General features: G+C 56.3%; 26 protein-coding genes. 7 read left to right on the top strand and 19 right to left on the bottom strand.

The features are described 5' to 3' along the window. The 3 genes from VF709_RS12495 to ubiU form a co-directional block, all read right to left on the bottom strand. On the bottom strand, positions 1–1,008 hold the full coding sequence (locus tag VF709_RS12495; protein WP_023621081.1) for a luciferase-like monooxygenase: 1,008 nt from the start codon (positions 1,006–1,008) through the stop codon (positions 1–3). A gap of 78 nt (positions 1,009–1,086) precedes the next feature. After that, complete coding sequence (locus tag VF709_RS12490) at positions 1,087–1,965, bottom strand: U32 family peptidase (RefSeq protein WP_038420694.1); 879 nt, start codon at positions 1,963–1,965, stop codon at positions 1,087–1,089. A gap of 7 nt (positions 1,966–1,972) precedes the next feature. Next, a complete protein-coding gene (gene ubiU / locus VF709_RS12485; protein ID WP_062857462.1) occupies positions 1,973–2,968 on the bottom strand; it encodes a ubiquinone anaerobic biosynthesis protein UbiU in 996 nt (331 codons plus the stop codon). 211 nt (positions 2,969–3,179) lie between these two features. Here ubiU and ubiT point away from each other — a divergent pair, with 211 nt between their 5' ends. Together ubiT and VF709_RS12475 are read left to right on the top strand one after the other, a co-directional pair. Then, positions 3,180–3,704 (top strand): ubiquinone anaerobic biosynthesis accessory factor UbiT, encoded by a 525-nt coding sequence (ubiT, locus tag VF709_RS12480; protein WP_038420959.1) that lies wholly within the window; start codon positions 3,180–3,182, stop codon positions 3,702–3,704. After that, entirely contained in the window at positions 3,698–4,201 is a 504-nt protein-coding gene (locus tag VF709_RS12475; RefSeq protein WP_020687336.1) for a GNAT family N-acetyltransferase, read from the top strand. Before ubiT ends, VF709_RS12475 begins: the two co-directional genes overlap by 7 nt. Here VF709_RS12475 and VF709_RS12470 read toward each other — a convergent pair. Next, the gene (locus tag VF709_RS12470; protein WP_020687335.1) at positions 4,188–4,517 is read right to left on the bottom strand and encodes a GIY-YIG nuclease family protein; all 330 of its coding nucleotides are present in this window, start codon (positions 4,515–4,517) and stop codon (positions 4,188–4,190) included. The genes VF709_RS12475 and VF709_RS12470 overlap by 14 nt on opposite strands. 14 nt (positions 4,518–4,531) lie before the next feature. Between VF709_RS12470 and VF709_RS12465 the strand changes: the two genes are divergently transcribed. Beyond that, positions 4,532–4,966, top strand: a complete 435-nt coding sequence (locus VF709_RS12465) for a YhbP family protein (RefSeq protein WP_440231672.1) — start codon at positions 4,532–4,534, stop codon at positions 4,964–4,966. On the opposite strand, the gene VF709_RS12460 is transcribed toward VF709_RS12465, so the two are convergent. After that, positions 4,946–5,464, bottom strand: a complete 519-nt coding sequence (locus tag VF709_RS12460) for a type 1 glutamine amidotransferase domain-containing protein (RefSeq protein WP_013098902.1) — start codon at positions 5,462–5,464, stop codon at positions 4,946–4,948. The two genes, VF709_RS12465 and VF709_RS12460, sit on opposite strands and share 21 nt — an antisense overlap. Positions 5,465–5,592: 128 nt before the next feature. Here VF709_RS12460 and VF709_RS12455 point away from each other — a divergent pair, with 128 nt between their 5' ends. Both VF709_RS12455 and VF709_RS12450 read left to right on the top strand, forming a co-directional pair. Next, complete coding sequence (locus VF709_RS12455; protein WP_013098901.1) at positions 5,593–6,237, top strand: NAD(P)H-binding protein; 645 nt, start codon at positions 5,593–5,595, stop codon at positions 6,235–6,237. A 40-nt stretch (positions 6,238–6,277) separates the two neighbouring features. Next, the gene (locus VF709_RS12450) at positions 6,278–7,315 is read left to right on the top strand and encodes a permease (protein WP_149896666.1); all 1,038 of its coding nucleotides are present in this window, start codon (positions 6,278–6,280) and stop codon (positions 7,313–7,315) included. A gap of 49 nt (positions 7,316–7,364) precedes the next feature. Here VF709_RS12450 and dolP read toward each other — a convergent pair whose 3' ends face one another. The 4 genes from dolP to VF709_RS12430 are packed head-to-tail and all read right to left on the bottom strand — an operon-like array spanning position 7,365 to position 11,089. Beyond that, a complete protein-coding gene (dolP, locus tag VF709_RS12445; protein ID WP_013098899.1) occupies positions 7,365–7,940 on the bottom strand; it encodes a division/outer membrane stress-associated lipid-binding lipoprotein in 576 nt (191 codons plus the stop codon). Positions 7,941–7,949: 9 nt separating this feature from the next. Continuing rightward, positions 7,950–8,540, bottom strand: a complete 591-nt coding sequence (diaA, locus tag VF709_RS12440) for a DnaA initiator-associating protein DiaA (protein ID WP_003861754.1) — start codon at positions 8,538–8,540, stop codon at positions 7,950–7,952. 21 nt (positions 8,541–8,561) lie between these two features. Further along, the gene (locus VF709_RS12435; protein WP_013098898.1) at positions 8,562–8,957 is read right to left on the bottom strand and encodes a YraN family protein; all 396 of its coding nucleotides are present in this window, start codon (positions 8,955–8,957) and stop codon (positions 8,562–8,564) included. Continuing rightward, positions 8,915–11,089: a penicillin-binding protein activator gene (locus VF709_RS12430; protein ID WP_187171000.1), complete on the bottom strand. Its 2,175-nt coding sequence runs from the start codon at positions 11,087–11,089 to the stop codon at positions 8,915–8,917. Before VF709_RS12430 ends, VF709_RS12435 begins: the two co-directional genes overlap by 43 nt. Before the next feature lie 62 nt (positions 11,090–11,151). On the opposite strand from VF709_RS12430, the gene rsmI reads away from it, so the two are divergent. Next, positions 11,152–12,015, top strand: a complete 864-nt coding sequence (gene rsmI, locus VF709_RS12425) for a 16S rRNA (cytidine(1402)-2'-O)-methyltransferase (RefSeq protein WP_013098896.1) — start codon at positions 11,152–11,154, stop codon at positions 12,013–12,015. Positions 12,016–12,068: 53 nt separating this feature from the next. On the opposite strand, the gene VF709_RS12420 is transcribed toward rsmI, so the two are convergent. From VF709_RS12420 to kbaZ, 9 genes are all read right to left on the bottom strand, one after another. After that, positions 12,069–13,958, bottom strand: a complete 1,890-nt coding sequence (locus VF709_RS12420; protein ID WP_044159238.1) for an enterotoxin — start codon at positions 13,956–13,958, stop codon at positions 12,069–12,071. A 20-nt stretch (positions 13,959–13,978) separates the two neighbouring features. Next, complete coding sequence (gene kbaY / locus VF709_RS12415) at positions 13,979–14,851, bottom strand: tagatose-bisphosphate aldolase subunit KbaY (RefSeq protein WP_013098894.1); 873 nt, start codon at positions 14,849–14,851, stop codon at positions 13,979–13,981. 12 nt (positions 14,852–14,863) lie between these two features. Further along, complete coding sequence (locus VF709_RS12410; RefSeq protein ID WP_013098893.1) at positions 14,864–16,012, bottom strand: SIS domain-containing protein; 1,149 nt, start codon at positions 16,010–16,012, stop codon at positions 14,864–14,866. A 246-nt stretch (positions 16,013–16,258) separates the two neighbouring features. Continuing rightward, the gene (gene nagA / locus VF709_RS12405; protein WP_013098892.1) at positions 16,259–17,392 is read right to left on the bottom strand and encodes an N-acetylglucosamine-6-phosphate deacetylase; all 1,134 of its coding nucleotides are present in this window, start codon (positions 17,390–17,392) and stop codon (positions 16,259–16,261) included. After that, on the bottom strand, positions 17,389–17,823 hold the full coding sequence (gene agaF / locus VF709_RS12400; protein WP_013098891.1) for a PTS galactosamine/N-acetylgalactosamine transporter subunit IIA: 435 nt from the start codon (positions 17,821–17,823) through the stop codon (positions 17,389–17,391). Before agaF ends, nagA begins: the two co-directional genes overlap by 4 nt. A gap of 16 nt (positions 17,824–17,839) precedes the next feature. Then, entirely contained in the window at positions 17,840–18,718 is an 879-nt protein-coding gene (gene agaE, locus VF709_RS12395) for a PTS N-acetylgalactosamine transporter subunit IID (RefSeq protein ID WP_013098890.1), read from the bottom strand. Then, positions 18,708–19,487, bottom strand: a complete 780-nt coding sequence (agaW, locus tag VF709_RS12390; RefSeq protein WP_013098889.1) for a PTS N-acetylgalactosamine transporter subunit IIC — start codon at positions 19,485–19,487, stop codon at positions 18,708–18,710. The genes agaE and agaW overlap by 11 nt, the downstream gene beginning before the upstream one ends. 10 nt (positions 19,488–19,497) lie before the next feature. Beyond that, complete coding sequence (gene agaV / locus VF709_RS12385) at positions 19,498–19,971, bottom strand: PTS N-acetylgalactosamine transporter subunit IIB (protein ID WP_013098888.1); 474 nt, start codon at positions 19,969–19,971, stop codon at positions 19,498–19,500. A gap of 19 nt (positions 19,972–19,990) precedes the next feature. Continuing rightward, positions 19,991–21,298 (bottom strand): tagatose-bisphosphate aldolase subunit KbaZ, encoded by a 1,308-nt coding sequence (gene kbaZ, locus VF709_RS12380; RefSeq protein WP_149896664.1) that lies wholly within the window; start codon positions 21,296–21,298, stop codon positions 19,991–19,993. A gap of 239 nt (positions 21,299–21,537) precedes the next feature. Between kbaZ and VF709_RS12375 the strand changes: the two genes are divergently transcribed. Beyond that, a complete protein-coding gene (locus VF709_RS12375) occupies positions 21,538–22,347 on the top strand; it encodes a DeoR family transcriptional regulator (RefSeq protein WP_013098886.1) in 810 nt (269 codons plus the stop codon). 100 nt (positions 22,348–22,447) lie between these two features. On the opposite strand, the gene garD is transcribed toward VF709_RS12375, so the two are convergent. Then, positions 22,448–24,019 carry a galactarate dehydratase gene (gene garD / locus VF709_RS12370; RefSeq protein ID WP_187171001.1) on the bottom strand — a complete coding sequence of 524 codons (1,572 nt, stop codon included), beginning with the start codon at positions 24,017–24,019 and terminating at the stop codon, positions 22,448–22,450. Between the last annotated feature and the right edge of the window lie 240 nt (positions 24,020–24,259).

Genomic DNA, 24,259 nt, shown 5'->3' with positions numbered 1-24,259 from the left:
CTACCCCACCAACTCCTCTTTCACCTGCATCGCCAGCTCAAACGAATGCAAACGCGCCTGATGATCGAAAATCTGGCCGTTAACCATAATCTCATCAGCCTGCGTTTCGCGCAGCACCGCCTCAAGCCCGTGACGCACCTTCGCTTTATCTCCCACCAGCGACATGCTCAGCGCCTGTTGAACACCATACTGCTCGGAAGCTGACCACAGCTGATGCATATTCTCCACCGGCGGTGGAAGCTGGCCGGTCTCACCGCGACGCAGCTTCACAAACGCCTGCTGCATGGAGGTAAACAGGAATTCCGCATCGCGATTGCTGTCGGCGGCAATGATGTTGATACACACCATCGCGTACGGTTTCTCCAGCCTTTCAGAAGGTTTGAAGTTCGTGCGGTAGAGATGCAGCGCCTGATGCAGCATATCCGGTGCGAAGTGGGAGGCGAACGCGAAGGGCAGCCCCAGCTGTGCAGCAAGCTGCGCGCTATAAAGACTTGAGCCTAACAGCCATACCGGGATCTTCTCGCCATAGCCCGGCACCGGGCGCACGTGCGGGTTCGGGTCACGCGCATCGAACCAGTCCACCAGTTCAGCCACATCACGCGGGAAATTGTCGATGTCACCGCTCATATGGCGACGCAGGGCGCGCATGGTGGGCTGGTCGCTGCCCGGCGCACGGCCAAGGCCTAAATCAATACGGCCCGGGTAGAGGGTATTCAGCGTACCAAACTGTTCGGCGATCACCAGCGGAGCATGGTTTGGCAGCATCACGCCACCGGATCCCAGGTGCAGGGTAGTGGTGTTCGCGGCCAGATAGCCAATCAGCACCGAGGTGGCAGCGCTGGCGATGCCGACCATGTTGTGATGTTCCGCCAGCCAGTAACGGTGATAGCCACGCTTTTCGGCCAGTTGAGCCAGATCGAGAGAGTGCGAAAAGGCTTCTCTTGCCGAGGAGCCTTGTGGGATCGGCGCCAGATCCAGCACCGAAAACGGAAGGGTTTTGTCAGTCATAACAGCTCACTTTGTCGACGGTCAATCTTTAATACTGCATTAAATAATGATAACCGTTGTTAACAAAGTGAGCCTTTTTCAGGCCTGCAACTCCAGTCCGGCCAGCCGCTTCCAGTAGCCGTTACAGTCACTGTTTGCCGTCAGCGGCAGCGGCGATGCGCCGTTTTCATTGGCGCGAAAAGCATCCAGCATGGCAAACACGCTGGTGTCCAGCGGGGACAGACGTACCATGTCCACCAGTCCGTCCATCGACGCCAGCTCGTTACCAAGGTTATACACATAACCACTCATGGTCTGAATGCCGTTAAGGACAAACACCTGCTGATTCTCCTGCGACAGCATGCTGCGTCCGTTCGGGTACTTGATGCAGCAGGTTTCGCACTCGTCTTTCGGGCGATCTTCAGAGCGGGCAGTGAAGCAGCGGGCAGAGTACGCCAGCGGCAGATGGCCATAGCTCAACACTTCCACTTCAAACTGGTTGCGAATACCCAGCTCGTCACACTGGTTCAGGAGGTTTACCAGCCAGTCACGCGACAGCTCTACCGGCATGCACCAGCGCGTCATCCCCTGTTTCAGCAGCAGGCGCAGGGTCACGGCGTTATAGCAGTTCAATGCATGGCCCGCGACAAACGGCAGCTTGCGTTCGGCGCACATATTCACCACGCCCAGATCGCTGGCCTCCAGCAGAAACTCGCCGTTCTCCACGTAGCGCTTCAGCTCACCCAGTTCAGATGAGGCCTGCACCAGCGCCAGCGTAGAGAGCACCACCTGTTTGCCGCTACCGGCCAGGCTTTTCGCCATCTCCAGCCAGTCGCCCACTTTGGTGGCACGGCGCTTGCTGCATACCGCTTCGCCAAGGTAAATCACATCGGCGCTGCTGGTCGCGGCCTGTTGATAAAAATCTTCCAGCGTCTCTTTTGGCCAGTAGTAGAGCACCGGTCCTAATGAATATTTCATGGTTATCTCACTGCCATTTACGGTGATACGCGCCAAGCGTGGTTTGGGTGCCTTCAGACATTGCGCCGAGCGTCTCCATCCAGGCCGATTGCGGGGCGTAGTTCTGCGGATCTGCCATGCAGCGGTCAATGGCCTGACGCCAGACTTTCGCCACCTGACTGACGTAGGCCGGGCTGCGCTGGCGACCTTCAATCTTCACCGAGGCAATATTAGCGGCCAGCAGTTCCGGCAGCAGTTCCAGCGTGTTGAGGCTGGTGGGTTCTTCCAGCGCGTGATAACGCTCGCCGTCAACCAGATAGCGGCCTTTGCACAGCGTCGGGTAGCCAGCGTTTTCACCGTCCTGATAGCGGTCAATCAGTACCTCATTCAGGCGAGATTCCAGCCCCTGCGGGGTTTGCTGCCAGCGAACAAAGCGGGCAGGTGAGCAGGCACCAACGGTATTAGGGGATTCACCGGTTAAATACGAGGAGAGATAGCAGCGGCCTTCAGCCATGATGCACAGGCTACCAAAGGCAAAAACTTCCAGCGGCACTGGCGTGACGCGCGCGAGTTGCTTAACCTGATGAATAGAGAGCACGCGCGGTAAAACCACCCGGGCCACGTCAAAATTTTGATGATAAAAACGTACCGCCTCTTCGTTGGTGGCAGAGGCCTGAACAGAGACATGGCGCTCAATATGAGGATAGCGTTCTGCCGCATACTCTAGCATGGCGAGGTCGGCCAGAATCAGCGCATCGGCACCCAGCTGTGCTGCCATATCCACCGCGCGCTGCCAGCGGGCATAGCCATCAGGATGGGCAAAGGTATTGATGGCAATATGCAATTTGCGGCGGTGCTGATGTACGAAGTTAACGGCTTCCTGAAGCTTTTTCTCCGTAAAGTTGAGGCCAGCAAAATGGCGGGCGTTAGTATCATCTTTCAGCCCGATATAGACCGCATCGGCCCCATTTTCGATGGCCGCCTTAAGCGCCGGAAGGTTTCCGGCAGGGCAGAGCAGCTCCATAATTTATCCTGATGTCGTCGAGAGCAAAAATGTTAACGAGCTGGGATTTTAATTAACCCATACGCGACAATTTTTGATTTAAGGCAGCTAATGGCGTATTGATGGCACCAATAATGAGGTACACCGGACGTCGGTTTGTTGATTTACGCCGCTATGTTCTCCTCCGGATATGGCAAAATACCCGGACTATCGCTATCAGGGAGTAAAGCTCGTGCTGGATAAACTGCGTTCACGTCTCGTACAATTTGGTCCATCAATGCTGAGCGTGCCGGTAAAACTGGCGCCGTTCGCGCTTAAACGTCAGGTGCTGGAGCAGCTCCTGAGCTGGCAGTTCCGCCAGGCGCTGCAGGAAGGCGAACTGGCGTTCCTGGAAGGCCGCTGGTTAAGCATTGAAGTGCGTGATATCGGTCTGCGCTGGTTTACCTCCGTCGAGAATGACCAGCTGATTGTGCGCCAGTCCGCCGACGCGGATGTGAGCTTTAGCGCCGACGCCTGCGATCTGCTGATGATCGCCGCGCGTAAGCAGGATCCGGATACCCTCTTTTTCCAGCGCCGTCTGGTCATTGAAGGCGATACGGAACTGGGTCTGTACGTCAAAAATTTAATGGATGCCATTGAGCTGGAGCAGATGCCAAAAGCGCTGCGCGTGATGTTAATGCAAATGGCAGATTTCGTTGAGGCCGGGCTGAAAACCCCGCCTGACAGTAAACACACTTCAGTAGGTGAGCCATGCTGATTCGAGTCGAAATTGGGATTGATGCACCGGGTATCGATGCGTTGTTACGCCGCTCTTTTGCGAGCGACGCAGAAGCCCAACTGGTCCACGATCTCCGCGAAGACGGCCTGATCACGCTGGGGCTGGTTGCCACCGATGACGAAGGTCAGGTGGTGGGCTATGTTGCCTTCAGCCCGGTAACCGTTCAGGGTGAAGAATTACAGTGGGTAGGAATGGCGCCGCTGGCGGTAGATGAACACTATCGTGGACAAGGGCTGGCACGTCAGCTGGTGTATGAAGGGCTGGACTCACTCAATGAGTTTGGCTATGCCGCGGTGGTGACGCTGGGCGATCCTGCTTTCTATGGTCGCCTGGGCTTCGAGCCGGCGGCGCAGTACGATCTCCGCTGTCGCTGGCCGGGCACCGAAACTGCCTTCCAGGTGCACCGTCTGGCGGATGACGCGCTCAACGGCGTAAATGGCCTCGTGGAGTATCACGACCATTTTAATCGCTTCTAATCAGGCTTTCACACAGCGCCTCAAACGATCCGTCTCCGGTGACGAGGCGCTCTTTCTGGCGCTTCGTTAACTGCTTAATGCGGTATTCCACTCTTAACGCCAGCGATCTGTCACCCACGGGGGCAGAAAAGGCGAGCGTCAATTCTCCTTTCCCCCGCAGCGCTTTTGCCCCTTTTCCCGTTTGATGCTGAAGAAAACGCCGCGCCACATCGGTCGTGATCCCGGTGTAGAGAGCGTTATCGGCGGTACGGACAAGATAGAGAAACCAGCACACGGTAAACAGATTCAGTATGTTAAGGTGAACGCACCATAGCATGAGAGAGAACGAAAATGGAAACTCTGGCTGCCATTAACCGCTGGCTGGCGAAACAGCATGTTGTCACCTGGTGCGTGTATGACGACGGTGAAATGTGGTGCGCGAATGCGTTTTACTATTATGACCCTGAGCGCGTTGCGTTTTATGTGATGAGCGAAGATAAAACGCGCCATGCGCAGATGACCGGTCAGCAGGCGAAGGTGGCAGGGACAGTTAACGGTCAGCCTAAAACGGTGGCACTGATCCGTGGGGTGCAGTTTAAAGGGGAGATCCGTCGTCTGGATGGTGAAGAGAGCGACGCGCGCCGTAAGCACTACACGTGCCGCTTTCCGGTAGCCGCCGCCTTAAAAGCCCCGGTGTGGGAAATCCGCCTTGATGAGCTGAAATTTACCGACAACACGCTGGGCTTTGGCAAAAAGCTGCACTGGCTACGCGCCGAGCAGGCGTAGCGCTTCGCGGTTGAACGCCGGCAGATCGTCCGGGGTTCGGCTGGTGATCAGCTGGTCTTTGTCGTTGACCACCTCCTGATCGTAAAACTCGGCCCCCGCGTTTTTCAGATCGACAACGATCGGTTTCACGGCAGTGAGTTTACGCCCGCGCACCACATCCGCGCTGATAAGCAGTTGCGGACCGTGGCAGATAGCAAAGACCGGTTTTCCGGTGGAGACAAAATCGCGGGTGAACGTTACGAAGCGCTCGTCGCCGCGCAGGGAGTCCGGTGAATGACCGCCGGGTAACAGCAGGGCATCAAAATCAGACGGGCTGACGTTATCGATGGTCTCATCGATGGTCACGCTGGCCTCGCCCTTATGGCCTTTCACCGTTTTTCCCGCCTCTTTCTCAATGGTGATGACCTCATGTCCCGCCTTGCGGAACGCCTCAGCAGGTGAGGTGAATTCTGAATCTTCAAACTCGTCGGTAATCAGGACTGCGATTTTTTTACCCATGCTTCCTCCGTTGTTTTCGCTTCAGACTGTTTTTTTCCCGTTTGTGGTAAATACTTACCGGTAACAGACTTCTAAGTGTGGTTGACCATGCTGAGTTCGCAAACGGACTATTCTGTAAAGGGGATGAAATGAGTCAGGTACTGATTACGGGGGCAACCGGGCTGGTGGGCGATCATCTGCTGCGGCTGCTGATCCAGGATCGCAGGGTGAACTACATTGCGGCCCCGACACGTCGACCGCTGGCGGACATTTCTGGCGTCTTTAATCCTCACGATCCACAGCTGACCGACGCACTGGCGCAGGTGCAGGATCCCATCGATATCGCCTTTTGCTGCCTCGGGACAACGCGGCGTGAGGCGGGCAGTAAAGAGGCGTTTGTTCATGCTGACTATACGCTGGTGGTCGATACGGCGCTAACGGCGAAAAAGCTGGGTGCCACCCATTTTGTGGTGGTCAGCTCGCTGGGCGCCAGCGCCCGTTCGCCGTTCTTTTACAGCAAGGTGAAGGGCGAGATGGAAGAGGCCCTGATTGCCCAGAAGTGGGAGCGGTTGACAATAGTCCGTCCCTCCATGCTGCTGGGGCATCGCGACGAGCGTCGTTTTAACGAGTCGATGTTTGCCCCGTTGTTCCGCATTCTCCCCGGTAACTGGAAATCCATCGAGGCGCGCGATGTGGCGCGTGCGATGTTAAAAGAGGGGCTGTCACCATCGCAGGAGGGAGTGAATATCATCCCTTCGGCGAAACTGCGTGAAATCGCGCAGGGCGAGGCGTAAACTCCCCCGGCTAATTAAATAACACTCTCCGGGGAATGCTATGACTGGTCAGTCTTCATCTCAGGCGGCAACACCTGTCCAATGGTGGAAGCCCGCGCTCTTCTTTCTCGTGGTCATTATCGGCCTCTGGTATGTGAAATGGCAGCCGTACTACGGTAAAGCCTTCACTGCCGCCGAAACGCACAGCATCGGTAAATCTATTCTCGCTCACGCTGATTCCAGCCCGCTTCGCGCGGCGTGGGATTATGCCATAGTCTATTTCCTTGCCGTCTGGAAAGCCGCCGTATTAGGCGTCATTCTGGGCTCGTTGATCCAGGTGCTTATCCCGCGTCACTGGCTGGTGAAAATCCTGGGGCAGCCACGTTTTCAGGGCACCCTGCTGGGGACCATTTTCTCCCTGCCGGGCATGATGTGTTCGTGCTGTGCCGCGCCTGTCGCCGCCGGTATGCGCCGTCAGCGAGTCTCTATGGGCGGTGCGCTGGCGTTCTGGATGGGCAACCCGCTGTTAAACCCGGCAACGCTGGTGTTTATGGGCTTTGTGCTGGGCTGGCATTTCGCCTTTATCCGCCTGGTGGCCGGTCTGCTGACGGTGCTGGTGGTGGCAACGCTGGTGCAGAAATGGGTGAAAGATAACGCCGTTGAACCGGCCGCCATTGAGCTTGATGTCAGCGAGCCACAGGGAAGCTTCTTTGCGCGCTGGGGGAATGCTCTGTGGCAGCTTTTCTGGAGCACCATTCCTGTGTATATCCTGGCGGTGTTGGTGCTCGGGGCCGCACGCGTCTGGCTATTCCCGCATGCCGACGGCGCCATCAACAATACCCTGATGTGGGTCATTGCGATGGCCGTTGCCGGTTGTCTGTTTGTGATCCCAACGGCGGCTGAAATTCCGATTGTGCAGACCATGATGTTGGCTGGCATGGGCACCGCACCGGCACTGGCATTGCTCATTACCTTACCTGCCATCAGCCTGCCGTCGCTTATCATGCTGCGTAAGTCATTCCCGGCGAAAGCGCTGTGGCTCACCGCAGGGCTGGTGGCGTTGAGTGGGGTGATTGTGGGGGGTATTGCGCTTCTGTGAAAAAAGCCCGGTGGCGCGAGTGCTCACCGGGCTTACAGTCAGGTGGGAATTACTTAATGTAAGTAAATGCGGTGGTGACGTGTTTCACGCCGCTCACCCGGCTGGCGATATCGGCCGCCGCTTTCCCTTCACGATCGGTAACCAGGCCCAGCAGGAACACTTCGCCGTTTTCGGTCGTCACTTTCACGTTGGATGATTTCACCTGGTCTGAACCCAGCAGCTGGGAACGGACTTTCGTGGTGATCCACGTGTCATTGGAGGCGGTACCAAGGCTGATTGGCTGCCCCTGACGCACTTCGTTGAAGACTTCCGCAGTGCCCTCTACGCCCATCGCGATCTGTTTCGCGCGGCTGGAGAGTTCGCTATTTGGCGCCTGGCCTGTCAGCAGCACTTTGCCCTGGTAAGCCGTCACGTTGATGCGCGCTTCTTTCTTAATTTGCTCGTCTTTCGACAGCGCACTGTTGACGCGCAGCTCCAGCGTGCCGTCATCTACCTGGGTGCCAACGGTGCGCGGATCGGTCGCTGCTTTGGTGCCGACGGCAGCGGTACCCACAACAGCCGCAGCGATACATCCCTGCAGCAGTAATGCAGACATAAGGACTGCGAGGGTCGATAAAGCCTTCATGAGAACTCCTTAATCATCCTGGTGAGGGAAAAGCGTGTTATCGATCAAATCACATAAGCAGTTCACCGTGAGCATATGCATCTCCTGAATGCGTGCGCTACGGTGAGACGGAATGCGGATTTCCACATCCTGCGGCCCCAGCAGGCCCGCCAGCTCGCCCCCGTCATAGCCGGTTAAGGCAACGATAGTCATATCGCGGGTAACGGCGGCTTCGACGGCTTTGACAATGTCACGGCTATTGCCGCGCGTGGAGATAGCCAGCAGCACATCGCCCGCATGGCCCAGGGCACGCACCTGCTTAGCGTAAATCTCGTCATGCAGACGATCGTTAGCAATCGCTGTTAAGACCACATTATCGGTATTAAGTGCAATGGCAGGTAAACTGGGGCGTTCTGTTTCAAAACGATTGATCATACTGGCAGCAAAATGCTGTGCGTTGGCAGCGGACGTGCCATTGCCACAACAGAGGATTTTGTTGCCATTGAGCAGGGACTGCACCAGCGTCATGGCGGCGCGAGAGATTGCGTCAGGGAGGGCTTCTGCCGCGGCAATCTGAGTCTGAATGCTTTCTGTGAAGCACACTTTAATTCTTTCGAGCACGTTATCCCTTTTAAATCTTAATTATGCGTCTTCGCCAAAAGCGTTTTTCAGCCATTCGATCTCGTTTCCGGTGAAGGCTAACACATCGAACCGGCAATCCACAGTATCAAAACTCCCATTATGGCGGGCAAGCCACAAGTGGGCAGTCTGTAATAATTTATGTTGTTTGGCGGGTGTCACGCTGGCGGCAGCACCGCCAAAACGGGAAGACTGTCGGTAGCGTACTTCCACAAACACAATGACCTGACCCTCTTTCATGATCAGATCGATTTCGCCGCCACGTCCGCGAACGTTAGCGGCGATAAAGCGCAGTCCCTTGCCCTCAAGCCAGCGACGCGCTTTTAATTCCCAGGCGTCGCCGGTCTCTTTACGGCTTAACTGGCCGGGACGATTTGTCCCTGCTGGTATTTGAGCCATGATAACTTCCTGTTAATCACGCAATCCTGAGTGGCCGTCAGATCGCCGGTATTGCCGTTTAGCTCAAAGCCCGGCACCTGACGCATTTGGGTAAAGTGGTTCGCCAGCGTCCAGGCATCGACGCCCATCGCGTACAGACGCGCCAGCGAGTAGTCGTTACGGACTGCGCTCAGCGCCTGCTGCATCAGGGCCGGATTGCTGCCCGCCAGCATCGGAATTTCGCTGTATTGCAGGCCGTCCATCTCCAGGCGGAAATCCGGGCCTGCGGTGCCTTGTGCGCTGCGAGAGCTGGCGTAGAGCGTGGCGCCGCTCTGGCTGCCGTTACGCATGGCGATCATCGGCTTGATGAAGGCAATCTCTTGCGGCGTAGCGACAATATAGGCCGCATCCACTTTACCGCCACCGCTAATCTGCGCGTCGGTAGGTGGGGCAGGGATGGTCAGACCGCCAATCGTCACGCTCTGCTGCTGTGGCAGGCTTGCACTCACCGGGCTGCCGTTAAGCGCAATACCCGCGCCGCCGTTAACGCCCGCGCGCAGTTCAGAGACGGAGCCGAATTTCTGCTGCAGCACGATGCCGCCGCCCAGCTTCAGCCACTCTTCGGCAAAGGCGTTGGCGACGCGATCGCCCAGCGTACTGCGAGGGATCAGCAGCAGCGGAGACTGTTTCCCTTGCTCGTGAATATGACGCGCCGCATCGCGGGCTTCATCTTCCGGAGAGAGGGCGAAATAGCAGATATTGGCGCGGTTCTGAACCTGTTCAGGCTGGTTGAGCGCCAGCACGTTCAGCGCAGTGTTGCTCTTCATCAGCTCTTCGACGTTGTTTTTCAGCAGCGGACCCACAACGATGCTGGCACCGTCCTGTTGCACCTGCGCCAGAACCTGATCGAGCGGTTGAGAACTGGTGTCGTAGATTTTCAGCTCAGCGCCCGGGTTAGCGCTGGTGGTGGCTGCGGCCTGTGGCTGGGCAGCAGGCTGAGCGGCAGGTTGTGCTGCGGGCTCAGTGGTCTGCGGTTGAGGTTGCTCCGCTGTCGCAGGCTTCGTCGCCGGTGCGGATTGTGTCTCTACCGGAGTCGCAGTCGCGGGTGCTGCGGCCGCTGGTGCTGCGGCCGCAGGTGTAGACGGTGCCGTCACCGGGTTCTGCATCGTCCCCTGCGGCGGCGTTTGTGCTGTGGTCAGGTCGCTGGTTTCCGCGGCGGAAGGGCTGACAACGTCGTTCACGTTTGCCGCCTGAGCTGCCTGCGCCGGAACAGCACTGCCGGTCACTGGCGTGGTACCGTTCTTCGCCGCTTCAAAACCTTGTTGAATGGTGCGGCCAAATACCGCCGCCTGGCCGTTCAACGGCAGAAGCAGGGCGATTTTGCTGGTGGAGGCAGGCTTAAAGTTCTGCACGTTCACCAGCTGTGTCGGCAGCATTTTCGCGCCCGGGTTTTGTGGGTAGCGCGTTTGCCAGTCGGTAATACCGGCTTTCAGCATGTTTGGATCGCTGCGGTTGTTAAACCACATCTGTTGCAGATCCAGCCACCCCTGCAACACGTTTTCATCAGCATTGATGACCAGCGCCTGCGCCTGTTCCTGGGTCATTGAGGCGAGCGCCTGCCAGGTGGAATCGATATTTTTCTGCTTGTCCGCACCGCCGAGCAGCGGCTCCTGGGCGATCAGCGCCCGTAGCAGCGTCAGGGAAGGACGTCCCTGCTCAGCGGTGATACCCGCCTGCCAGAAACGGGCCTGCTGATTTTTATCCAGTGCGCTTACGTCGATGTCGCCAAGGATCTTTTTCGCGGCGGCATAATCTTTCAGCGCGACTTTCAGCTCGGCAGAGAGCAGGCTCTGCTCAAGACGCTGGGCATCGTTAAGCTCGTGCGGAAGCTGGTTGAACAGTTCGGCGGCCTGCTGGGTTTTGCCCTCTTTCAGCAGTGCACGAATGGCGAGTAATTGCCAGTTGATCCTGGTATCATTTGAGCTTTGCGACATTTGTTGCAGATAAAAGCCAGAATCAGCCTGAGCGGATCCCTGCAGATGGGCCGTGCTCTGGTCAGGTGCCTGGGTGCCACAGCCTGCAAAGATCAGGGCTGCCAGCAGAAGCGGCACGCTGCGCGTGGCTTTTTTTCGAAGAAACGTTAACGGTACCATACTGTATCCAGTGATTTTTTTTACGCAATGCTCAATATTAAATCGGCAATACGGACGAAACAATGAAACAACACGAAACGGCAGAGAATTCTCAAGGCCAGCTTTATATTGTACCTACTCCTATCGGGAATTTGTCTGATATTACCCAACGTGCGCTGACCGTATTGCAAGCTGTTGATTTAATTGCCGCTGAAGATACCCGGCATACCGGTTTATTGCTGCAACACTTTGCGATTAACGCTCGTCTCTTCGCCCTGCACGATCATAATGAGCAGCAAAAAGCAGAAACGCTGGTGGCGAAGCTCAAAGAGGGGCAGAACATTGCGCTCGTCTCTGACGCCGGTACGCCGCTGATTAACGACCCGGGCTACCATCTGGTGCGTACCTGCCGTGAAGCCGGGATCCGGGTGGTCCCACTGCCGGGACCGTGTGCTGCGATTGCTGCGTTGAGCGCAGCGGGCCTGCCGTCCGATCGTTTCTGCTATGAAGGTTTCCTGCCCGCCAAATCCAAAGGCCGCCGTGACGTGTTAAAAGAGTTGGAAGCTGAACCGCGTACGCTGATTTTCTACGAATCCACGCATCGCCTGCTGGAAAGCCTGGAAGATATGGTGACCGTCTGGGGAGAGAGCCGCTACGTGGTGCTGGCGCGCGAGCTGACCAAAACCTGGGAAACCATTCACGGCGCGCCGGTCGGCGAACTGCTGGCGTGGGTAAAAGAGGACGAAAACCGTCGCAAGGGTGAGATGGTGCTGATTGTCGAAGGGCATAAAGCGGAGGAGGACGCACTGCCTGCCGATGCGCTGCGTACTCTGGCACTGCTACAGGCTGAATTGCCGCTTAAGAAAGCAGCAGCACTGGCGGCAGAAATCCACGGCGTGAAGAAGAATGCGCTCTATAAATATGCGCTGGAGCAGCAGGGGGAGTAAGCCCCTGCGTGCTTATTTTGCCGGGTGACGGCTGCGCCTTACCCGGCCTACGATTAGTGAACAGGCATCGCCTCAAATACCAGCGTTTCCAGCGGTTTGAGGGTAATCACCACCGCGTTTTTATACTCTGCCGGTATCGTGGCGTTACTGCCATAGACCGCTTTCAGGCTAAACGGCGTCGCATCTCCGGTCGGGATTTCGAAATCTTTCGTCAAATCCAGATAATAGCTTTGCGGCTTATCCGACGGGTTTCGTAATCCAAAAATGGCTTTGTCTTTATTCCACGACGCCCAGCCGTAGATCTCAAGCGCCGTTGGGTCTCCGCCAATCCAGTGGGTATCCACCAGCACACTGGCGTTATCCCGGGACCATTTGGCAGCCTGCGCCAGGGTATCCCACTTCGCCTTGTTGAGCATTGAAGGGGTGATATACAGCTCCTGCAACTGGGTGCCGGTGGCGAAGTAGCTCCAGACCTGGTCAGCAAAATCGCTGTCCGTTTGCACCTTCTCCAGACCGTAATACGCATTCTCCGCGCTGACGATCCCGTGATACATCAGGGAGTTCAGCGGGAATAGCGGACCTTTACGCACAATAGAGCGATACGTCTCCGCATCGCGATAGGTCATCCACTGCTGCACCGGTGTGCCGGGGCCGTACAGGTTGATGTCGTCTCCCTGACGCCAGATGGAATCGGCGTAGAACAGCCAGGATGGGCTGGCATTGGTACCGGTCGTCAGGTTAATAAACAGATTCGGATTGGCGCTGCGCATGTTATGCAGCAGTGCAATAGAGGCGTCAAAATCCGAGGCGAACGGGCTGCCCTTAATATGCGAATTGGCATTACCCATCCCGTCGAGCTTGAACGAGGTAATGTGCTCGTTTTTGATAAGCTTAACGATCTGCTCATTAAAATTTTTAAAATAATTCGGGCCTGACAGCGCCAGCTTCCCGTCTACCGTTTCGAAACCGTACTCTTTTGCATGCGAGACGCGCGTATCGCGCGGTTTGTTATATCCGCCCCATGGCGAGAGCCACAGGCCAACAGAGCTGTGCAGGCTGTCTGCTTTCTCCCGTACCTTGCCAAAACCTTTGCTGAAAGCCGGGCCGAACAGCCATCGCCCGGTAAGGTCATCCCAGCCATCGTCAAGCAGGAAAGCATCCAGCGCGACACCCCGCCCGGCAATAAACTCCTTGTTCCATTCGTCCATCCGCCCCAGCACATCCTGCTCGGAGTAAGGTGTAAAGAAGCCGATATCCATCCAGCTGTTGTAGTGTAAGTAAGGTTTATACGGACGCGGACGCACGGCATCGATAAACTGGTTTACGCTACGGCGCAGTTGGCTGGTCTCCGGGAAGGTACCGAAGTAGGTGGTGTAGCTGACCGGTGTTGCCGGCTGAATGGGGGTTTTCAGCTCCACATTGAGGTTAGTCGTCGCTTCATAGGCGTACGTGTTAACGATGGGTTTATCCGGCAGGATAAAGAACGAGTCTGCGATAATCGGCGAGCTGTTAATTGCCCCATCTACGTAAGGTGCCTGAGCCTGCTTTTTGGTCGGGAAGAAGGTGATTTTCGCCACATCCCGTGGCTGCCCGACGGCGGCGATGGTGTAGTCGATGCTGGCGTATTTGCCCTTCACCAGGTTCAACTTCACCGTCACGTTAAAGTCAGGATGGGTGAAGTCGACGACAATTCCACTGTCCTGTTTTTCGACATGTTTGACCTTAAAATCCGCCGTGTGAATTTTAGTCTCGTCCGGCAGCGTCAGAAAGAACAGCTCCTGCGGCTTCAGCGGATGATTAGCCCTGGTGTCCTTCACCACGACCGTCGAGTTCGCGTCATCAAATGACAGGGCAATGTTGTCGTTATTAAGGGAGTAATTCGCTGCTATCGCGCTATGGGAAACACACAGGGCAAGCATGGATAGGGTGAGGATTTTTTTCATCAGGGTAAGATCCTTTTTCATCAGGCTTCTGCCGGAAGCAGCAAGCGGTTTGCCGAGCCACACACGGTAATTTTGCTTCTGACCACCTCTTTCATGGCATCCATTCCGACCCGCATATAAAAACGCGGATCGTTACCCTGCGGGTTTTCAGCAAACCAGGCTTTCACTGCGTCAGAGAAGGCGATTTTCAGCTCGGTCGCCACGTTGACTTTGCACACACCCAGCGCGATGGTGCGACGTACATCCTCATCCGGCACATCGCTCGCGCCATGCAGCACCAGCGGCACGGTGACCACTTCGCGGATCTCGGCCAGGCGCTGAAAGTCAATTTTAGGGCGTTTGGTATACAGGCCATGTGCGGTGCCGATGGCGACGGCGAGGCTATCGACGCCGGTCAGTTCGACAAAGCGTTTCGCTTCCTGCGGGTCGGTGAGAAATGCACTCTCCGCGTCGACGCTCATGTCATCTTCCACGCCGCCCAGACGGCCCAGCTCAGCCTCGACGCTACAGTCGTTGAGGTGGCAGAAATCGACTACCGATTTCACCAGCTTCACGTTTTGTTCAAACGGATAGTGGCTGCCGTCGATCATCGCGCTACGCACGCCAGCGTTAACCTTGCGACGAATATCGTCGAGGGATTCGTGATGATCGAGATGCAGCGCCAGCGGCATGTCGTAAGTTAATGAATATGCGCTGCACAGGGCGTAGATCTCTTCCAGGGCAATATGTTTGAACGTGCCCGGCGTGCCTGCGAGGATCACTGGCGATCGCATCTCGCTACACACTTCGAGGATCGCCTGGATCGTCTCTGCGTTGTGGATGTTAAACGCCGGTACGGCGTAGCCTTTTGCCTGTGCGTCCTGCAGAAGATATTTCGTTGAGATAATGCTCATGATGCGATCCTCTTAAGCCTGCCACGGGTGAATAACAACGCCCTGTACCACGCGGTTGACCGTGCCGCTGGCGGATGGCGTATCGGGTGTATTGCCCACGCTGAGGGACTGGGACAGCGCAAATACCTGGGCGTACATCAGGAAGCAGAACGCCTGTTCCATATCAATAAACGGGCGTGAAGGCGGCAGCAGGATGTGCGGGCCCGCTTCAATCACCGGATCGTTTTCAGCGGCGATGGCGACAACGCGCAGGGCCTGGCGATCGCGACGCAATTCGGCCAGAAGATCCAGATCGTACTGACGCGTATACGGATGGCTGGAGATAAACACCACCACCAGCGTTTCGTTATCTACCAGCGACTTAGGCCCGTGACGGAACCCCGTTGGGGAATCGTAGAATGCCGCCAGCTTGCCCGCGGTCAGTTCCAGTACCTTCAGCGCCGATTCGCGCGCCGCCCCCTGCAGGCCACCGCTTCCCAGGTAGACGATCCGTTTCCAGGGCTCGTTACCAAATACGCCATGGCGGAAATCACCAAGTGAGGTGAGGATCGCCTGACAGCGATCGGCCACGTCGCGGAAGGTGTTGCTGTTGATCGTCTCTGGCGCGAATACGGCCAGGCAGCTTGCCATCATGGTGGTGATACTGCTGGTCATCGCGAAACCGCGATCGTGCGTTTCGGCAGGCATCAGCAGGGCACAGGCGTTATCACTGTCGATAGCGCTCTGATACAGGTTTCCCGCCTCGTTACAGGTGATCGACAGGTGGTAGCACTCCGGCACGAACTGATTGGCCAGCTCAACGGCGGCGACGCTCTCAGGGCTGTTACCGGAACGGGCAAAAGAGATCAGCAGCAGCGGATGTGCAGGGCTGAAGTAATCCATCGGGTTTGTGACCAGATCGGTTGTCGGAACGGCGCAGATGTTTTTCCCGGTGTGGCCCGCAAGCCATGGCGCAATGATATCGCCTATAAACGCGGACGTGCCCGCGCCGGTCAGTACGATCCGCAGATCGTGCTTACGCAGCAGTGGCGTCAGGAAACTGTCAATTGAGGAGCGCAAATTATCGATGTTGTGGAGCGAGCGGATCCAGCTGGCAGGCTGCTGGCGAATCTCTTCTTCGGTCCAGGTGCCGGTGGTGGCGGTGGGAGTGATCTGTGGCATAACTCAGTCCTTAGTCGTGTGAATTCCACATCAGACGCTGGCAAATGTGTCGCTATCTTTCGTTTCGTTTCACTTGTTCACTTAAGCAGTTAAATAAAATCTATAGAAAAGAAATCGAAAGTTCAATGAAAGAAAAGAAATAAAACGAAAAGTGTGATCGCGAAAGGAAAGGGTAAACTTAAGGAAAGGAAAAGAAAGGCCTTACGGTTTGGCGCCGTAAAGCCAAAAGGAGACACAATAAAAGGGCTAAAGGGGGAGAGCCTGGCCCTGAATCCAGATCTGCTGAAGGTGTAAACCGTCATCCAGCGCAATAATATTGGCGCGTTTCCTTGGCGCTAAGGAGCCAAGCTGATGATCAATGCCCAGCAGGCGGGCAGGATGCAGCGAAGCCATATGAATAGCCTCTTCTGCTGTCACACCCGCATGTTCCACCATATGCCTGACGGCGGCATCCAGCGACAGCGTGCTTCCCGCCAGCCCGCCGGAGGCGGTTTTCACTACGCCGTGGTGCATTGTGACCTCTTCGCCACAGAGCATATACCGCCCGTCCGGCATACCTGCCGCCTGCATGGCATCGGTAATCAGCACCACGCGGTCCTTCGCACAGCAGCTGCATATACGCATGGCGCCCGGATGAACATGATGACCGTCGGCAATAAGCTCCAGCCACGCCCGTTTGTCCGTCAGCCCGGCACCGACCATACCCGGCGCTCTGTGATGCAGCCCCGTCATACCGTTAAAGCAGTGCACCAGTCCGTCTGCACCGGCGTCAAAGGCGGCGAGGGTTTGCTCGTACGTGGCGCCACTGTGGCCCAGCATCACACGGATACCCCGCTGCTTCAGGTGGCGAATGGCCTGTAGCGCGCCGGGCTTTTCCGGTGCCAGTGCCACCACCTTCAGTGTGTTGTGCGATACCGCAATCAACGCGTCCAGCTCGGCGATATCCAGTTCACGAAACAGTGCAGGCGGATGCGCCCCTTTGTTCTGCGGCGTAAAGTACGGGCCCTCCAGATAGCTGCCCAGAATCTGCGCGCCAGGGCCGCCTGACTGACAGCGTCGGGCGATCCGCGTGAGTGCGCCGTGAATCGCCTCCAGCGGCGCGGTGACCGTTGTGGGCAAAAATGCCCCGACGCCTTCACGTGCTTTATGAAGAGCCAAAACGTTCAGCGCATCGGGGGCGTCATCCATCACATCCACGCCCATGCCACCATGAACGTGAATATCGATGTACGCCGGACAAAGCTGCCCGGCATCGCGGGCGTTAACCCCCGCCGGGACAGGTTCAATCGCCGTGATAACGCCGTTCTCGATACGAAGCTGGTGGTCATCCAGCCAGCCCTGTTCGGTCAGTACCCGCCGCGCGCGCAGTAGCTGACTCATATCCCTTCCTCAGCGGGCGCTTCCTCGCGACAGCGGCCAAGCTCATCTACCAGGCTCGTCAGACCGCGGTGACCACACTCCAGCGCCTGCCGACGAAACGCTTCGCTGCTCAGACCCTCACGTTCGAGCACCATCTCCAGCAGCAATTGCAGGTTGGTGCCGGTGATCACTTCGCTGCCCGGTCTTTTCATAGCGAGCGTAGAAGCAACGCGAAACGGCGTCCCGCCCAGCAGATCGGTAAGGAACACAATATCGTGCCGGGCATCGAGCTCGCTCACCGCCTGCTCAAGCTGCGCGGTCAGCCGCGCGGTGGTGGAGGTTTCCGGAAAATCGATGGCGATAAACTGCGGCTGCTCGCCGAGGATTTGCTTCATAGCCTGCTCAAGCCCGCTGGCAAATCCACCGTGACCCGTCAAAATAATGCCTAACATCGCAACCTCTTTGTTTTTACAGGAAGTGACAGAATTTACCGACAACACCCAGCACCACGGTGATACCAATCAGCCGCAGCGGGCTCCAGCCACGACGCACTAACCAGAACATGGTCAGGGTGTAGACCAGCGGCAGAAACGCAGGCATTAGCTTATCGATAACGTCAGCCTGCAGTTTAACGACCGCATCCCCGGCTTTGATTTCGAGTGTGGTATTGAGACGAACATAGGTTGCCACCAGCGCACCGATTACCGTCATCCCGACGATGGAAGCCGCATGGCCGACCTTTTTAGTATTGGCTTTGATCAACGGAATGGCTGCGACGCCCATCCGGTAAGCGTAATGCGCCAGGCCAAAACGCAGGCCGAGATGCACCACGTTAAACAGCACGATAAACACCACCGCACCCAGAATCGAACCTTGCAGCGCCAGGCTGGCACCAATACCGCCGCAGATAGGCAACAGGGTCAGCCAGAACATGGCGTCACCAATGCCGCCAAGCGGGGCACCGACGGCAATTTTGGTGCTCTGAATACTGTTTACATCCTGTTTGGAGCGTTCCATCGCCAGAATAATGCCAATAACAAAGGTCACCAGGAACGGGTGGGTATTAAAGAACCCCATGTGACCTTTCATGGCGCGTGCCAGATCGCGCTTGTTGGTATGGATCTTTTTCAACGCAGGCAGTAACCCATAAAGCCAGCCGGAGGCCTGCATACGTTCATAGTTGAATGAGGCCTGCAGCAGCATAGAACGCCAGGCGACGCGGTTGATGTCCTTTTTGGTCAGTTCGGCACCGATGCTCTGGTCTTCGTAGACGTTTTCATTGACGCCGGTCAGCAGCGTCTCTTCGCTTTCAGACACGCCCGGTAATGTTGTGTGATTAGATGCCATCTTCGAATTCCTCTTTCTGGGCTGCAGGTGCCACCGGTTCAGGTGATTTACGCATCAGGTCTATCAAAGCCATGGCCAGCGCGGCAGCGGCAATCGCCAGAACCGGAAGCTTGAGCCAGGCCGCAGCGACAAAACCGATAATGAAGTAGGGGATGTAGACGTTTTTCATCATGATTTTGAGCAGCACGGCAAAGCCAATGGCAGGCATGATGCCGCCCGCGACGCCAAGGCCATCAATCAGGCGCTCCGGCAGCACATCAATGGCGGTTTTCGCGTGCTCCGCACCAAAGTAAATGGGCAGAAATGCGCACAAGAAATAGAAGAGGCCAAGTGCCAGCAGAGCCAGATAGTTAACCCGTTCAATGCCGTTGGTATCTGCATTAGCCGCCATGCGATCGCAGCGGGACATCACGCCGGACATTACCGAGAAGAGGAAAGTAATTCCCATCTGTACCGCGACGGCAAACGGCACGGCGACCCCGACGGCGACATCCGGTTTCACGCCTGTGGTGATGGCAAACGTGGTCCCGACGATGGTGCCGATAATGACGTTTGGCGGCTGTGCGCCCGCGAGCGGTGCCAGACCCATCCAGACCAGCTCTAACGTCCCGCCGGTTAAAATCCCGGTGTGCAGATCGCCAAGGATCAGGCCAACCAGCGGCCCGAGTACGACCGGACGGTGCATGTGTGTTAAGCCATTAAACATATCCAGACCCGCGATAAAGGCGAGAAGCCCCAGCGCGAAAGCCTGCAACAGACTGATTTCCATTGTGAATCCCTCAAAGCAGTTTAAAGAGATCCAAAGCAGTCTCTGTTGGAACGCCCTGAACGAAGCATTCCACCCCGGCCGCTTTCAGGCCGTTGAAGGCGGCTATGTCGTCCGCGTCTACAGATACCGTTTTGGCAATTTGTTGTTTGCCACTGGCGTAGTGCATGTTTCCTACGTTGATACGGGTGATGGGCACGCCCCCCTCAACCAGCTTCAGAAAATCAGCGGGAGATTTACAGACCAGCAGAATTTTCTGGCGATCAGCGGCGCGATGAATGTTGTCGATCACTTTTTGCAATGACCAGAAACGCACGGCGATCCCCTCCGCGAGCACCATTTCCATCAGGTTCTGTTGAACCGGATCCTCTGCCACCTCGTCATTCGCGACCAGTACCAGGTTCGCCCCCGCGAACCCCACCCATTGCACGCCCACCTGACCGTGGATCAGACGTTCATCAATTCGGCATAAGACAATGTTTGGCATAGCTTTTTCCTCTTTTTAATTATGCATGCTGAGTCGTTACGCCTTCGCAGGCGGCGTGGTACTGCTGAAGTATGTCCTGAATGTGGTTGATGATGAGTTCTCGCGGCGTTGACTTGAGAGCCCCCTCGCGAACTTTGCTGTACTGCAACGGCAAATACTGGCTAATCAGCGGCAACGGTAGCGGTTCGTCCGCCAGGTTACGCACCAAACGTTCAAAGGCATCGTCAATCTGGCTGTCCGGCCAGTAGTAGCGTACGCGGTCAGAGTAGCTGTAGCCACGCGCCAGGCGGCGTGCGTTGCTGTCGCCATGGTAGTGGCTTTGCCAGTATTCCGGCCGATCGAGCATCACGTTTTCCAGCACGTGACGCAGGCCCGAGCTGGCTTTCGCTGGCAGCAGCTCTTCTTCTATGGCAGCCAGCGCAAAGAGTGCCTCACGCAGAGCGAAGGTAAGGGCCGGGCCGACTTTTAAAATGGCGAAGTGATCCTTTACCAGCTGGCGAAGCGCCTGTGGCGTCTGGTAGTCGGTAGAGTGCGCTTCAAAAACCAGCGTATCGTAGGCTTCAACCATGGTGCTCAGGGCATGGGCTTTTTGCGGCTGGTAGTCACAGACGTGCGCATGGTCGAACTCCACGCCAGGCTGAACCACCAGGCCAATAATGCGTGGCCAGATGTCACCTAACCCTTCCTTTTCGAACGCATGACGATGCGCCTCAAGCGTCGCGCGAGCCGCGTCCGGCGTGGTGACTTCAAGCTCGGTAAGCGTTTCGTGTGCGCCACCCGGCACAGGGACTTCAGTGCCAATGACATAGACCAGATCGGATTCACCAGACTGTTCACGGCAGGTCTGTTCGGCGACTTTCGCCAGACGTGCCGCGCGTTCGGCGACGATCGCGTCGGTCAAAGGAACCGGATCATCCTCGCAGGACATACTGCAGTCGAGGTGGATCTTTTTGAACCCGGCTGCGACATAGCTTTTGATAAGATCGTCAGCATTGGCCATCGCTTGCTGCGCGGGCAGGTGTTGCCAGCGGTTTGGCCCTAAGTGGTCGCCGCCGAGGATCAACTGTGACGCGGGGAAGCCAAGAGAGTCCGCCAGTTTGCGGACGAACCCGTAAAAGTCGGCGGGCGTCATGCCGGTGTAACCGCCAAACTGATCGACCTGGTTTGAGGTGGCTTCAATCAGCAGCGGCGTTTGTTGCGAATGGGCGTAACGAATTGCAGCTTCAAGTACTAATGGATGTGCGGAACAGACGGCATAAATCCCGTTTGTATTCCCCCGTTTATGTTGTTCCACCATATCAGTCAGATGTTTCACTTTCCTCTCCATTTCGGATGGTGATGGTATTCATCTTTCGTTTTGTTTCATTTGATACTGCATTATGGTGGTATAAAAATAAAACGAAAGATAATAGTTTTCCGATCTGTTTCACAAAAGAAACGCAATGAAAGGTTTCAGCGTCGGGAAGGGGAGGGTAAGAACGGTAGATGGGGCTTGCATTCCCCTAAAAGAAAGGCCTTAATAGGCAAAACGAAATGAAACGAAAGTTTATTTATAAAGGATCGCGTATGAGCAGCACTGATTCCTCCGCGGAAAAGCGCATCACCGGCACCAGTGAAAGGCGAGAGCAGATCATTCAGCGGTTGCGGGCGCAGGGAAGCGTACAGGTTAACGATCTTTCCCATTTATACGGCGTGTCGACGGTCACGATCCGCAACGATCTGGCTTTTCTGGAGAAGCAAGGTATCGCCGTTCGCGCCTATGGCGGCGCGTTGATTTGCGAAGGCAATGTGCCGGGCGTTGAACCCTCCGTTGAAGATAAAAGCTCGCTGAATACTGCCGTGAAGCGCAGCATCGCGAAGGTTGCCGCAGAACTGGTAAAGCCAGGGCATCGCATCATTCTGGATTCGGGTACCACAACGTTTGAAATTGCCCGAATGCTGCGCCAGCACACGGATGTGATTGCCATGACCAATGGCATGAACGTCGCGAACGCTTTGCTGGAAGCGGAAGGAGTGGAACTGCTGATGACAGGCGGGCATCTGCGCCGTCAGTCGCAATCCTTCTATGGCGACCAGGCGGAGCAGTCATTACAGAATTATCACTTCGATCTTTTGTTCCTGGGCGTTGATGCCATCGATCTTGATCGCGGTGTGAGCACGCACAACGAAGACGAGGCGCGCCTCAACCGCCGGATGTGCGAAGTGGCAGAGCGTATTATTGTCGTGACCGACTCCAGCAAATTTAACCGCTCGAGCCTGCATAAAATCATTGATACACAACGGATTGATATGATTATTGTCGACGAAGGCATTCCGGCGGAGAGCCTGGATGGGTTGCGTAAAAGCGGGATCGATGTGGTGTTGGTGAAAGGGTAGTTTCTCCCCTCACCCTGCCCTCTCCCCACAGGGGAGAGGGTAAAAACCGCACCGAGCAGTCCCCTCTCCCCTGTGGGGAGAGGGTTAGGGTGAGGGGCTATCACGTCACCGGCGCCGGGTTAAACACCGCCAGCTGATTGTGCAGCCCCCACTGGTCCGAGAAGGTTTTCTTCCTGCCGCTCGCCACATCCAGAATAAAGTGGAACAGCTTCCAGCCTACCTCTTCTATGCTCTCTTCCCCGGTGGCGATGGTGCCTGCGTTAATGTCCATTAGGTCAAACCAGCGGTTAGCCAGCTCAGTGCGGGTCGCCATTTTAATCACAGGCACCGCCATCAGGCCGTACGGCGTACCGCGTCCGGTGGTAAAAACCTGCACCGTAATACCGGAAGCCACCTGCTGGGTGCCGCAAACAAAGTCACTGGCCGGGGTTGCCGCGTAGATCAGGCCGCGTTTCGTTGGACGCTGGCCCGGCGAGAGGACTTCTACAATGGCACTTTGACCGGATTTGGCGATAGAGCCGAGCGCTTTTTCCACCACGTTCGCCAGGCCCCCTTTTTTGTTCCCCGGAGAGGGGTTGGCGCTGCGGTCGGTTTTTCCCATATTGAGGTAGTTATCGTACCAGGCCATCTCTTCGAGCAGGCGTTTGCCCACCTCTTCGTTGATGGCGCGCGGCGTGAGCAGATGAATGGCATCTCGCACTTCTGTCACTTCAGAGAACATCACCGTGGCCCCGCAGCGAACAAACAGGTCGGAGGCATAACCCACCGCCGGGTTGGCGGTCACGCCGGAAAACGCATCGCTGCCGCCACATTGTGTACCAATCACCAGCTCGGAAGCCGGGCAGGTCTCACGTTGACGCGTATTGAGTTTAGCCAGATGACGCTCTGCAACCTGAAGGATATCGTCAACCATCGAACGGAAACCAACGTGGCGTTCGTCCTGCAGACGTACAATGCTGGCCTCGTAGGCCGGGATGGCTTTTACATCCTCGGTGCCCTGCAGCAGACGCTCAGGCTGTAGTTTTTCACAACCCAGGCCTATCACCATCACTTCGCCACCAAAGTTCGGGTTCAGGGCGATATTGTGGATAGTTCGGATTGGCACCACGGCCGCAGGGGCATTGATCGCCACGCCGCAGCCGTAAAGGTGATTCAGCCCCACCACGCCATCAACGTTCGGGTACTTTGGCAGCAGATCGCGCTCAATGAGTTTCACCACGTAATCCACCACGCCTGCCACACAGTGAACGCTGGTGGTAATGCCGAGCAGATTCTTGGTTCCAACGCTGCCGTCTGCGTTGCGATAGCCTTCAAAGGTGTACCCTTCCAGCGGTGGCAGCGGCTCCGGGACGCGGGTTGCCAGCGGCAGGGTGTTCAACGGTGGGGCTTCTGGCAGCTCAACCAGAGACTCATCAATCCAGCTGCCTTGCGGAATGGCACGGACGGCATAGCCAATGACTTCACCATAACGCACGATTTCACCCTGGGCCGGGATATCCACCAGCGCCACTTTATGCCCCTGCGGAATATGTTCAATCAGCTCCAGGCCATCCGGGAAGCGGGTTCCGGCTTTTAAGCCATTGTCGTTCACAATAATTGCCACATTATCCGTGTCGTGAACTTTTATATAGAACGCCGTCGGCAACGCTTGTCGAATTTCAATGTCGGCCATTGTTCAATATTCTCCAGCAAAGAATCTGATAATTAATACAGCCAATTTTCTTATGGCAAAAATAAAAACGCAGCTTGCGAAAATAGAGCATGTCAGGAGACAGAGCGTGAGAATGTGATCGCGATCGCTCCCGAACCAGTAATGGCTGATTCTGTGCATCAGCGCCCAGTGGTTTGTGCATATGCTCAAAATATTATTGAAACAGAGCGTAACACTTGAGCATTAAAACAATGTGCTACC

Source organism: Enterobacter sp. Lyrl_3 (assembly GCF_051948675.1).
Classification (GTDB): domain Bacteria; phylum Pseudomonadota; class Gammaproteobacteria; order Enterobacterales; family Enterobacteriaceae; genus Enterobacter; species Enterobacter cloacae.
This window is presented reverse-complemented; position numbering and strand designations above follow the sequence as displayed.

Coding starts and splice junctions, on each gene's coding strand:
- VF709_RS12495 (WP_023621081.1), bottom strand. CDS start 1,008: ATGACTGACAAAACCCTTCCGTTTTCGGTGCTGGATCTGGCGCCGATC.
- VF709_RS12490 (WP_038420694.1), bottom strand. CDS start 1,965: ATGAAATATTCATTAGGACCGGTGCTCTACTACTGGCCAAAAGAGACG.
- ubiU (WP_062857462.1), bottom strand. CDS start 2,968: ATGGAGCTGCTCTGCCCTGCCGGAAACCTTCCGGCGCTTAAGGCGGCC.
- VF709_RS12475 (WP_020687336.1), top strand. CDS start 3,698: ATGCTGATTCGAGTCGAAATTGGGATTGATGCACCGGGTATCGATGCG.
- VF709_RS12470 (WP_020687335.1), bottom strand. CDS start 4,517: ATGCTATGGTGCGTTCACCTTAACATACTGAATCTGTTTACCGTGTGC.
- VF709_RS12465 (WP_440231672.1), top strand. CDS start 4,532: ATGGAAACTCTGGCTGCCATTAACCGCTGGCTGGCGAAACAGCATGTT.
- VF709_RS12460 (WP_013098902.1), bottom strand. CDS start 5,464: ATGGGTAAAAAAATCGCAGTCCTGATTACCGACGAGTTTGAAGATTCA.
- VF709_RS12455 (WP_013098901.1), top strand. CDS start 5,593: ATGAGTCAGGTACTGATTACGGGGGCAACCGGGCTGGTGGGCGATCAT.
- VF709_RS12450 (WP_149896666.1), top strand. CDS start 6,278: ATGACTGGTCAGTCTTCATCTCAGGCGGCAACACCTGTCCAATGGTGG.
- dolP (WP_013098899.1), bottom strand. CDS start 7,940: ATGAAGGCTTTATCGACCCTCGCAGTCCTTATGTCTGCATTACTGCTG.
- VF709_RS12435 (WP_013098898.1), bottom strand. CDS start 8,957: ATGGCTCAAATACCAGCAGGGACAAATCGTCCCGGCCAGTTAAGCCGT.
- VF709_RS12430 (WP_187171000.1), bottom strand. CDS start 11,089: ATGGTACCGTTAACGTTTCTTCGAAAAAAAGCCACGCGCAGCGTGCCG.
- rsmI (WP_013098896.1), top strand. CDS start 11,152: ATGAAACAACACGAAACGGCAGAGAATTCTCAAGGCCAGCTTTATATT.
- VF709_RS12420 (WP_044159238.1), bottom strand. CDS start 13,958: ATGAAAAAAATCCTCACCCTATCCATGCTTGCCCTGTGTGTTTCCCAT.
- kbaY (WP_013098894.1), bottom strand. CDS start 14,851: ATGAGCATTATCTCAACGAAATATCTTCTGCAGGACGCACAGGCAAAA.
- VF709_RS12410 (WP_013098893.1), bottom strand. CDS start 16,012: ATGCCACAGATCACTCCCACCGCCACCACCGGCACCTGGACCGAAGAA.
- nagA (WP_013098892.1), bottom strand. CDS start 17,392: ATGAGTCAGCTACTGCGCGCGCGGCGGGTACTGACCGAACAGGGCTGG.
- agaF (WP_013098891.1), bottom strand. CDS start 17,823: ATGTTAGGCATTATTTTGACGGGTCACGGTGGATTTGCCAGCGGGCTT.
- agaE (WP_013098890.1), bottom strand. CDS start 18,718: ATGGCATCTAATCACACAACATTACCGGGCGTGTCTGAAAGCGAAGAG.
- agaW (WP_013098889.1), bottom strand. CDS start 19,487: ATGGAAATCAGTCTGTTGCAGGCTTTCGCGCTGGGGCTTCTCGCCTTT.
- agaV (WP_013098888.1), bottom strand. CDS start 19,971: ATGCCAAACATTGTCTTATGCCGAATTGATGAACGTCTGATCCACGGT.
- kbaZ (WP_149896664.1), bottom strand. CDS start 21,298: ATGGAGAGGAAAGTGAAACATCTGACTGATATGGTGGAACAACATAAA.
- VF709_RS12375 (WP_013098886.1), top strand. CDS start 21,538: ATGAGCAGCACTGATTCCTCCGCGGAAAAGCGCATCACCGGCACCAGT.
- garD (WP_187171001.1), bottom strand. CDS start 24,019: ATGGCCGACATTGAAATTCGACAAGCGTTGCCGACGGCGTTCTATATA.